This window comes from Algoriella sp. (assembly GCF_036647415.1).
In the GTDB taxonomy this organism is placed as follows: domain Bacteria; phylum Bacteroidota; class Bacteroidia; order Flavobacteriales; family Weeksellaceae; genus Empedobacter.
On record NZ_JAVXKG010000057.1, the window covers coordinates 1 to 11185 of the forward strand.

The window sequence follows — 11185 nt, forward strand, 5'->3', positions numbered from 1 at the left end:
AATTTGAAAGGTTAAATATAATCAAAATGCAACAATATCACGATTTATGTAAAAAAGTATTATCAGAAGGTTCTTTTAAAGAAGACAGAACTGGTACAGGAACTAAAAGTATTTTTGGATATCAAATGCGTTTTGATTTATCCGAAGGTTTTCCATTGGTTACCACGAAAAAATTACATTTAAAATCGATTGTTTACGAATTGCTTTGGTTTTTGAAAGGTGATACAAACATCAAATATTTAACAGATAATGATGTTAGAATTTGGAACGAATGGGCAGATGAGAACGGAGATTTAGGTCCTGTTTATGGGCATCAATGGCGTTCTTGGGAAAAACAAGATGGCGAAGTTGTGGATCAAATAAAAGTCGCTATCGATCAGATAAAAAATAATCCAGATTCGCGTAGAATTATTATTTCTGCTTGGAATGTTGGCGAATTAGACCAAATGGCTTTGGCGCCTTGCCACGCTTTTTTCCAATTTTATGTAAATGATGGTAAATTATCATTACAATTATTTCAACGTAGTGCAGACATCTTTTTGGGTGTACCATTCAATATTGCTTCTTATGCATTATTACAAATGATGGTAGCGCAGGTTTGTAACTTAGAGGTTGGAGATTTTGTACACACTTTTGGAGATGCTCATATTTATAAAAATCATTTTGAGCAAGTAGAATTACAATTAACACGCGAACCTTTTCCATTGCCAACAATGAAAATAAATCCTAATGTAAAAGATATTTTTGATTTTACTTTCGAGGATTTTGAGTTAATCGATTATCAGGCACATCCACATATCAAAGGAATTGTAGCGGTTTAAACTACAATTATTGTTGTTTTTTAACGTTATTTTTTTTGAATTTCATAATAACTTAATTAGTTTTATTAAAAATTAAATTAACACATTATTATGAGAAAAAATTTTACACTCGTAGCTATACTTTTAGCTATGACTATTACCTATGCGCAAGAAAATGGGAATAATCATTTAAGAAATATTGATACTTCATTATCTAATACAAAAAAAACATTTGTTGATTTAAAAAATGTTGAAAACCAATTATCTTCTAAAATTTTTAGTAAAACTTCAAAATTAGAAGTTACAATTCCGAATAATAAAGGAAAAAACGAACGATTTATTTTAGTAGAAAGAGAAATATTAAATGATAAAATGAAGGAGCAGTTTCCTAATATTAAATCATATTATGGATATTCTACTTCTGATCCGTTAAAAAAAATTAGTTTAGGTTTTTCTACAAGTCAAGGAATTAATGCAATTATTTACTCTTCTACAGATAAATATATCATCGAAAAAACAGATGGTCAATATGAATTAATTGACAGCGAAAATCTACCAAGTTTAAAAAACTTTAGTTGTGGTAATGTAGATCAAAACACTTCTGCTTTAACTAGCGAATCAAAAGCAATAAATAATCCAACAAATTACAGAAAATACAAACTTGCAATAGTAACTGATTATCAATACAATAAATTTCACTCAGGAACTCAAGATCCTACATTAGAAACATCTATTGCAGCTGTTACAAAATCTTTAACATACATATTACCTATATATGAAAATGATCTGGCTATTTCTTTTCAATTGGCAGATAATTTAGATAAAGTAACATATCTTACAGCAGCTTCAAGCCCTTTTAAAACTACTGGATTAAACGCTGAAGTTCAAAAACAATTAGATGCTAATATTGGTTCGGATAATTACGATATAGGTATTCTATTTACTAATCTTCTTGGTGGAGGAAATGCAGGAGCTATCGGAAGTGTTTGTAATAATAAAATAAAAGGCGCTGCATATATTGGACCTGTAGAAACAAATCCAGAAGGTTTTAATTTTGCTGTCGCTGGAGCACATGAAATGGGACATCAATTCGGTGCTAATCACGTACATTCAAGAAACGAAGGGTTTATGGCAAACCGAGAAATCGGAAGTGGAGTAACTGTTATGGGATATCCAGGTGTAACAGGAAGTCATGATGTTCAAAGCACTTTTATTTCTCAATTTAATCATTACAATTTAGAACAAATTAATAATTATTTAGCGAAACAAACATGTGGTACTACAACTGAAAGTACTAACACTCCTCCTGTTGCAAATGCTGGAGAAGATTATTCAATTCCAAAAGGAACAGCTTTTCATCTAATTGGGAATGCAAGTGATACTGATAGTGATAAATTAACTTATTCTTGGGAGCAATCTGATCCTATTACGACTTATACAGGTAATAGTTTCAAAAACCCAAGTAGTAAAAATAAAGATGGTGCAAACTTTAGAGTTTACGAACATTCTTCAAATCCTGAAAGATATTTTCCTCCTATGGAAAATGTACTAAACAGTCAATTATACTCTACATGGAACACCGTTTCTGATGTTGCAAAGGTAATGAATTTTGTCTTACAAGTTAGAGATAACAAGCAAGGAGGTGGACAAATTGATTCAGATAAAGCTCTTATAACTATTACAGAAGATGGTCCATTTAAGATTAACAATATCGATCTTAATCAATCATTTAAATCTGGAGAAACATTTGATCTAAATTGGGATGTTGCCGGAACTAATACAGGAACAATTAACACACAAAATGTAAAAGTAAAATTAACAACAGACGAAGGAAAGACTTTTACAACATTAGTAGAATCAACTCCAAACAACGGTAAAGTATCTATTACATTACCAAATGATATTACTGCTGAAAAAGCAAATATTATCATAGAAGCGATTGACAATATTTACTATGCTGCTTCTCCAATTTTTGCTATTGGATACGAAGTAAGTTTATCTTGTAATCAATACTTCACAACAACTCCAATCACAATGAAAGATGCTGTTGGTACATCTCCTGGTATGACAGATGTTCCACTACCTGTTTCTGGAGTAACAAAAAATATTGAAGATATCTCGGTAATCACAGATATTACACATGCCAATTCTAAAGAATTAGTCTTAATGTTTGCTAAATCAGGAGTTGATCAAAGGTATCAATATGCATGGTACCAAAACTGTTCAACACCAGATTTATCTTATAAATTTAATAGATTCGGAGCTTCAAGTTTTGACAATTGTGGAGTAAAAGACGCTGTAATTTCAGGAACACTTGATCTAAAACGCTACGAAGGTAAATCTGCAAATGGAAATTATTTATTCAGATTATACGATTTAGGTGTAGGAAATGTGGGTACAATAAATAAAATCGGAGTAGAGTTATGTCATCGTGAAACTTCTAAATTAGCTGTTTCAGACGTTACAAAACAAAATGATTTATTTATTTATCCAAACCCAACAAATGGAAATTTCAATATTCGAATGAATACAAAAACAAACAAGGTAACAACAGAAATTATTAACCTTGCTGGACAAATTGTTTCTACAAAATCGTACAATGTCTCTGGAAGTAAAATAGATCAAGCAATCAATGCAACTAATTTACCAAAAGGTGTTTATATTGTAAAAATCAATGATGGAGATGCAGTACAAACGAAGAAATTAATTATCAAATAATTTATTTTCATTAAATAATTCATACAAAACCCATTCTTTAATGGGTTTTGTAATTTAAAACACAACCATTATGAAAACTATTTTTCTTACATTTTCTTTATTTATACTAAGTTGCACTACAAATAATATAGATAAACGTCAAGATAACTTTGATGATCAAAATTATTTAATCTTAGAACTTAAAGAAAATTCTCTCGAAAACTTCGATTCTGTTTTTACGCTTAAAAATGATACAGAACTTGGTAAAACATTGGGTCCAATAAATGCGACTCGCATGCCTGGAGTTCCAATCGGAGACATTGATTTCAATAAAGAAAATTTAGTTGTTTTTAATATAAAAGTGAATGAGATAAAAAATGATATCAATATTATTGAGATAAAAAATGGAATTATAGTATACGAAAAGATCAAGAATAAAAATATTGAATCAACTTCTAATCAAGATAATTTAATTAAATTTTATAAAATTCCGTATTCAAATTCTATTTACAAGTTTCAAGAAATCTCTAAATAAGTCAAAAGAATCATAAAAAACACTTAAAGTCTCCAATTTGGAGGCTTTTTTTGTAACTTTTCGAGAAAATTATCAACCAATAAAATTTAAAAACTAAAAATGAAGAAAAGATTTTTATGGCTTTCAACAGCCTTCATTTTTGCTAGCGTTGCACATGCTCAAGTAATGACTTCGCCGCCAAGTTATTCTGAAAATCAAACCAATAAATTAGATATTTATCGTGCCGAAGCAGAACGAATCAATAATCTTGTTCACACGAAATTAGATTTAAAATTTGATTATCAAAAAGAAGAAGTTCATGGAGAAGAATGGGTCACTTTAAAACCTCATTTTTATGCAACTAATAAACTTACGCTTGATGCAAAAGCTATGATTATTCATGAAGTTTCGTTGGTAAATGGTACAACTAAGAAAAAATTAAATTATAAATATGATGATTTACAACTAAATATTGATTTAGATAAAACCTATCAAAAAGATCAACAATATACACTTTACATCAAATATACAGCTCGTCCAAATGAAGTGAAACAAGAAGGAAGTAGCGCAATAAGTGATGCAAAAGGTGTTTATTTTATCAATTCTAAAGGAGATAAACCAAATTACCCAACACAAATTTGGACACAAGGCGAAACAGAATCTTCTTCTTGTTGGTTTCCGACGATTGATAAAACAAATCAAAAAACATCACAAGAAATCACATTAACTTATCCAGATAAATATGTTTCGTTATCCAATGGAATAATGAAATCGACTAAGAAAAATACGGATGGAACAAAAACTGATTATTGGAAATTTGATAAAAAACACGCGCCATATTTATTCTTTTTCGGAATTGGAGATTATGCCATAATCAATGATAAATGGAAAAATATCAATGTAGATTATTATGTAGAACCAGCTTACAAAGATGTTGCAAAACAAATTTTTGGAAATACTCCAGAAATGATTCAATTTTTTTCTGATAAATTAAATTATCCATTTCCTTGGGAGAAATATGCGCAAATGACGGCGCGAGAATATGTTTCGGGAGCAATGGAAAATACAACAGCCTCTCTTTTTCATGATGGCGTTCAGCAAAAAGCTGGTCAATTAGTTGATGAAAATACGGCTGAATATGTTATTGCTCACGAATTATTTCATCATTGGTTTGGCGATTTAGTAACAGCAGAAAGTTGGACTAATTTAACTGTTAATGAATCTTTTGCAAACTATTCTGAATATTTATGGTTTGAATATAAATATGGAAAAGAAAAAGCAGATGAACATCGTTACAACGAAATTTTTGGTTACAAACAAGGTGATGGACCTACAAAAAATTTGGTTCGCCCACATTATAACTCTCGCGAAGATATGTTTGATGGCGTTTCTTACAACAAAGGAGGAGCTATTTTACACATGTTACGCAATTTTCTGGGAGATGATGCTTTCTTCAAAGGTTTAAGCAATTATTTAAAACAAAATGAATACGGAAAAGCCGAAGTTGCACAATTACGACTTGCTTTAGAAGAAGTTTCTGGACGAGATCTGAATTGGTTTTTCGATCAATGGTATTTTAATAGTGGACATCCAAAATTGACAACTATTTCTGATTATTCAGCAACTACCAAAAAAGTAAAAATTATAGTTCGTCAAGATACCTCGAAATTGTTCGAATTTCCTTTTGCTATTGATATTGTAGAAAATGGAAAAACGACACGTCAACAAGTTTGGGTTCCAAAACAAGCGGAAACAATTTTCGAATTTACTGCAAATCAAAAACCAGATGTCGTAATTCCGAATGCCGATCAAGTTTTATTATGTGATTTAGATGATAAAAAATCGATAGAAGAATTTATTGCACAGTACAAAGCTGGAAAAGGAAATTATACTGCACGTATTCTAGCGATAGAAGCAATGGCAAATGCACAAGCTACAAATCCGAGGGCTGCGGAAGTTTTAGTCGAAGCTTTAAATGATCCTTTTGATGGAGTTAGGATTAATGCAATTCATCAAATTGATGTAAAATCTAAACCAATGATGGATAAAGCTACAGCTAAGTTGAAACAATTGGCTGTAAATGATCCGAAAACGTTGGTACAAGCGGCTGCTTTATCAGCTTTAAATGAAGCAAATATTTTTGATGCAACGATTTATGAAAAAGCAGTAAAAAGTCCATCATTTAGCGTACAAGGGGCTGCATTAACGGGAATTTTAAAAAATAATCCTTCTAAAATAAATGAATTAACAGCAAATATAGAAGATGAGGTTATAAAAGGTTCTCCTGATTTGGCTATAGCTTTAGTTCCTACTTGGATGAAAAATAATCAGTTTGACAAGGCTGTATTAATTGCTGAATCTGCTGCGATGTACGAATTTGCTAAATTTCAAGATCCCGAAAAAGGAAAAATTGCAGAACAAGCTTTTAATTGGATTATGACAAATGATACTGCTGATGCAACAGCTGAAATTGCAAAAACATATTCTCGTTATTATCCATATCTAAAAGAGCAAAATCCACAAGCATCTATGGCTATAAAACAAATGGCGACAAAAGCTCTTCAATTGAAAACTACAGCTGGAAAAACAATAAAGTCTCCACATTTCTCAAAACAAATAGAGCAATTGCAAGATGCAATAAATAAAATGAAATAATATTCAAAAATTATTATATTTGTTAAGCTATCCCCCAAAAAGGATAGCTTTTTTTACCTTATAACTTATGATAAACGTAATCGTAGCAAAAGCAAGTAACAACGTAATTGGCGCAAAAAACGAATTGATTTGGCATCTTCCAAATGATTTGAAACATTTCAAGAATTTAACATCTGGACATCCTATTATTATGGGACGCAAAACATTTGAATCCTTAGGAAGACCCTTACCTAATCGTACAAATATTGTTATTACCCGTGATAAAAATTGGCAAGCAGAAAATGTTGAAAAAGAATTTTCTTTGGAAAAAGCAATAGAATCTGCAAAAAAAATAAACGAAGATATTTACATCATTGGTGGTGGAAACATCTATAAACAAGCAATGGAATTTGCGGATGTTCTTTATATAACAGAGGTTCATCATGAATTTGAAGGTGATACTTATTTTCCAGAAATTGATGAAGAAATCTGGGAAGAAGTAGATCGAGAAAATTTTATGAAAGATGAAAAACACACTTATGCCTACTCGTATGTGACGTATAAACGCATTCAGGATTAAGGTGGAGATAATAGTGTAAATGGAAAAATCGAGATATTTCGAGCGATTCCATAAACAATAATTAATCCGAATACAAACCAAACAAATTTGTTGTTGTAAAACAATTTGATTCGAATTTCTTTCTCGAAAATAAAATTGTACAACCAAACAAAAGCAATATAAATAAGTAACGGAAAAGCAATTGTTAATAATGCATTATAACGTAATGCTTCTACAAAATTGAAATGTAACAATTGATGTATTGCACGTTGAGAGCCACATCCTGGGCAATAAATACCAAATAAAAAATAGGAAGGGCAACGTAAAAAAACTGTTCCCTTATCTACAGGATTGTTGAAAAAGAAATAATAAAGAAATGCTCCACTTAAGACTAAGATGGAGCATAATTTTATACGTATTCTATTTTGTTTAGTAACTACCATCATTTGCTGCTGCTCCAGCTAAAATCATTGCAAAAAATGCAAAATAAAGAATCGCTCCGATTATCCAAACTGCCACAGCTACTCCAGCACTCCACATTGCAAATTTCTTTGCATCGTCTGCTGCTTTACGCGCTTCGTCATATTGACCTTGAGCCCAAAGTGTGTTAACATTTGTCGATTTAATAATCGATACAATTCCTAAAGGTAAACAACATAAAACTGTTGATAAAATAGCCCAAACAAGATTATTATCTGGAGGAGTTCCGTTTTCAAATTGTTTTAATCCGTCGTTTGGTTGATCATTCATAAGTCTGTTTTTATAGCGTTTTTAACTTTTCATTTAGATTTTTTAAAATTATAAAAAAAAAGCAAGAATAAAAATTCTTGCTTTATATTTTTATGACTATTAATCATTTAATGTTTTATATCCTCCATTTCATTTGGATTATGTTCATGTTTAAATAAAATCGCAAATAAAATAGCGATTACTAATGCATAAGCTGCAAAACAAAGCCATATATATTCCCAGTCTTTAAACATTATTGCTTTGTCAAAAACTCCATTTGTTATAGTCACTCCACTATTTTTCACAAAATCGAGCATATGACTATTATCTTCTGTTGTATCTAAAAAAGTTGAGAATTCTTGTGTATTGTTAAATGATCTTGTAAAGTATTTATCAATTAGCCATCCTGAAGTTAAACTTCCGAACACCGCACCAAAGCCATTTGTCATCATCATAAATAAACCTTGCGCAGATGATCGCATACGCGAATCTGTATTCGTTTCTACGAATAAAGACCCCGAAATGTTAAAGAAATCGAATGCCATTCCGTACACAATACATGATAAAATAATCATCCATAATCCTTCTTGAGGGTTAGAGAATCCTAATAATCCGAAACGTAATACCCAAGCTAACATAGAGATTAACATTACTTTCTTAATTCCATACTTTTTCAAGAAAAATGGAATCGCTAGTATAAATAATGTTTCTGAAACTTGAGAAATTGACATTACTATGGTCGAATACTTTATTACGAACGAGTCTGCATATTTAGGAAAATGTTTAAACTCGTCCAAAAATACATCACCATAAGCATTCGTTAATTGTAGAGCTCCTCCTAAAAACATTGCAAAAATAAAGAACAAAGCCATTTTATAGTTGGCAAATAACTTAAAAGCATCTAGTCCTAATAATTCTACAAAACTAGAATTTCCTATGTTCTTTTTTTGTGGTTTACATGGCGGTATTGTAAAAAATGCATATAACCCTAGTATAACAGCGGCAACTCCTGCAATATAAAATTGGTATTCTGTCGCTTTATTTCCAGAAAGGTTTGTAATCCACATTGCTACTATAAATCCTACTGTTCCCCAAACTCTAATTGGTGGAAAATCTTTTACAACATCGTAATTATTAGATTTTAAAACAGTATAAGAAATAGAGTTGTTTAGCGCAATTGTTGGCATATAACAAGCCATTGCTACTAACATTACCCAAAAGAACGTATTGGGATTATCAACTTGTGGTAAATAAAAAAGTACCACTGCGTAAGCGATATGCAAAAAACCATATAATTTTTCTGCGTTAATCCATCTATCAGCTATAATTCCTGTAATAGTTGGCATTATTAATGAAGCAAAACCCATTGTAGAAAATATTAATCCAAATTTGGTTCCATCCCACTGTTTTGTTCCAAACCAATAGTTTGCAACAGTTATTAACCATGCTCCCCATACAAATAATTGCAGGAAGTTCATGACGATTAGTCTAGTTTTTAAAGACATAATTATATGAAATAGTTATTAGTTTTCCATGTTATCTATTTGATCACGTAAGCGCGCTGCTAATTCGTAATCTTCATTTTGTACAGCTTTCTTCATTTCGATATCAAGTTCGTCCTTCGTCCAACCTTCGTATTCGTTTAGATCGTTCTCTAAACCTACTAAAAGATCAATATCATCTTCAAATTGCGTCGCTCTTTTGATATTTTCATCTTCTTCTTGCATCACGTCCAAATGAATTCCTGCTTTTTCCACAACATGCTCATAAGCATAAATTGGCGCATTAAAACGAACCGCTAATGCAATTGCATCTGAAGTTCTCGAATCAATTTCGGCACGTTGTCCATCTTCATTCAAGAAAATAATATTCGAATAAAAAACACCATCTTCTAATTTATAAATATAAATTGAATCTACATTCAAATGAAACTCTTTTCCTAACGAAACAAATAAGTCATGTGTTAATGGGCGTGGAGGATTAATATCTTTCTCTAAAGCTAAAGCAATAGATTGCGCCTCGAAACTACCAATAATAATTGGTAACTTTCTTCCTCCTACTTTTTCTTCCAGAATTAATGCATAAGCACCAGTCTGTGTTTGACTGTAAGAAATTCCTTTAATATTTAATCTTATTAAATTATCCATTTGGGCGTAAATCTATGAAAAACTGACGAATATTTAATCTTTTTTTAATAGATAAAAAAAATCCGAATCACCTAAATGATTCGGACTGAATTTATAATCTATAATTAATGATTATGCTTGACCTTTGTACTTTTTTAATTCCTCTATAAATTTAGGAACTACATCAAAAGCATCACCTACGATACCATAATCTGCTGCCTTGAAGAAAGGTGCTTCTGCATCATTATTGATAACAACAATTGTCTTAGAACCGTTAACACCAGCTAAATGCTGAATTGCTCCTGAAATACCGATTGCGATATATAAATTTGGTGCAATTGCTTTACCCGTTTGTCCTACGTGTTCTGCGTGAGGTCTCCATCCAATATCAGCTACTGGTTTAGATGATGCTGTTGCTGCACCTAAAACACTTGCTAATTCTTCTATCATTCCCCAGTTTTCTGGTCCTTTAAGACCACGACCAGCAGAAACAACTATTTCTGCTTCTTTCAAGTCAATTTTATCTGTAGAAGCTAATTCCGTAGAAAGAACTTTTACTTTTGCATCTGCATCAGAAACTGATACTGTAGCTGATTCTTCCGAACCTGAAACTGCATTTTCTTTTGTTCCAAATGCATTTTGTAAAACTGTAACTACAACTTTACCAGAAACTGCAACTGTTTCTATTCCTTTTCCAGAAAATGCTTTACGTTCTACTGTAAATGGAGCAACAGATTTTGGAGCTTTTTCTACATTTGTTACTAAAGATGCACCTGTTTTATATGCCAATACTGGAGCAATTGTAGCACCTTCGTTAGTAGATGGTAATACAACAACATCTCCTTGAGCTACCTCAGCTAAAGCTTTAGCAAAAGAGTTAGCGTCAAATTTAGCTAAAGCATCATTAGATACTTTTACAACTTTAGAAGCTCCGTATTTATATAATTCATCTGCAGCAGCATTTCCGAAAACGATTGCTGTAACTGTATCTCCAGCAACGTCTGCTGTAGCTTTACCGTAAGCAACAGCTTCTAAACCTGCTTTTTTATATTTTCCGTCGTGTGACTCTGCGTATACAAAAATTGCCATTTTTTAATTTCTTTTTAGGTGAATAATTAGATTACTT

At 31.4% G+C, this 11185-nt stretch carries 10 protein-coding genes; 5 read left to right on the forward strand and 5 right to left on the reverse strand.

Annotation, left to right across the window (positions count from 1 at the left end; genetic code table 11):
- Positions 1 to 26: 26 nt before the first annotated feature.
- The 5 genes from RSC72_RS15320 (at position 27) to RSC72_RS15340 (ending at position 7225) form a co-directional block, all read left to right on the forward strand.
- Positions 27 to 821: a thymidylate synthase gene (locus RSC72_RS15320; RefSeq protein WP_332546861.1), complete on the forward strand. Its 795-nt coding sequence runs from the start codon at positions 27 to 29 to the stop codon at positions 819 to 821.
- Between the two features lie 90 nt (positions 822 to 911).
- Positions 912 to 3518: a reprolysin-like metallopeptidase gene (locus RSC72_RS15325; protein WP_332578644.1), complete on the forward strand. Its 2607-nt coding sequence runs from the start codon at positions 912 to 914 to the stop codon at positions 3516 to 3518.
- 70 nt (positions 3519 to 3588) lie between these two features.
- On the forward strand, positions 3589 to 4032 hold the full coding sequence (locus tag RSC72_RS15330; RefSeq protein WP_332545740.1) for a hypothetical protein: 444 nt from the start codon (positions 3589 to 3591) through the stop codon (positions 4030 to 4032).
- A gap of 99 nt (positions 4033 to 4131) precedes the next feature.
- Entirely contained in the window at positions 4132 to 6666 is a 2535-nt protein-coding gene (locus RSC72_RS15335; protein ID WP_332545738.1) for a M1 family metallopeptidase, read from the forward strand.
- A 67-nt stretch (positions 6667 to 6733) separates the two neighbouring features.
- A complete protein-coding gene (locus RSC72_RS15340; protein ID WP_332545736.1) occupies positions 6734 to 7225 on the forward strand; it encodes a dihydrofolate reductase in 492 nt (163 codons plus the stop codon).
- On the opposite strand, the gene RSC72_RS15345 is transcribed toward RSC72_RS15340, so the two are convergent.
- The 5 genes from RSC72_RS15345 to RSC72_RS15365 form a co-directional block, all read right to left on the reverse strand.
- The gene (locus RSC72_RS15345) at positions 7222 to 7650 is read right to left on the reverse strand and encodes a DUF2752 domain-containing protein (protein ID WP_332545735.1); all 429 of its coding nucleotides are present in this window, start codon (positions 7648 to 7650) and stop codon (positions 7222 to 7224) included. The two genes, RSC72_RS15340 and RSC72_RS15345, sit on opposite strands and share 4 nt — an antisense overlap.
- Positions 7634 to 7954, reverse strand: coding sequence for a CD225/dispanin family protein (locus tag RSC72_RS15350; RefSeq protein ID WP_332545733.1), 321 nt, complete (start codon positions 7952 to 7954; stop codon positions 7634 to 7636). Before RSC72_RS15350 ends, RSC72_RS15345 begins: the two co-directional genes overlap by 17 nt.
- Before the next feature lie 107 nt (positions 7955 to 8061).
- Positions 8062 to 9438, reverse strand: a complete 1377-nt coding sequence (locus RSC72_RS15355; RefSeq protein ID WP_332545731.1) for a nucleoside permease — start codon at positions 9436 to 9438, stop codon at positions 8062 to 8064.
- A gap of 18 nt (positions 9439 to 9456) precedes the next feature.
- Positions 9457 to 10080, reverse strand: coding sequence for a bifunctional nuclease family protein (locus tag RSC72_RS15360; protein ID WP_332545729.1), 624 nt, complete (start codon positions 10078 to 10080; stop codon positions 9457 to 9459).
- Positions 10081 to 10191: 111 nt separating this feature from the next.
- Positions 10192 to 11148, reverse strand: coding sequence for an electron transfer flavoprotein subunit alpha/FixB family protein (locus tag RSC72_RS15365; RefSeq protein ID WP_332545727.1), 957 nt, complete (start codon positions 11146 to 11148; stop codon positions 10192 to 10194).
- Between the last annotated feature and the right edge of the window lie 37 nt (positions 11149 to 11185).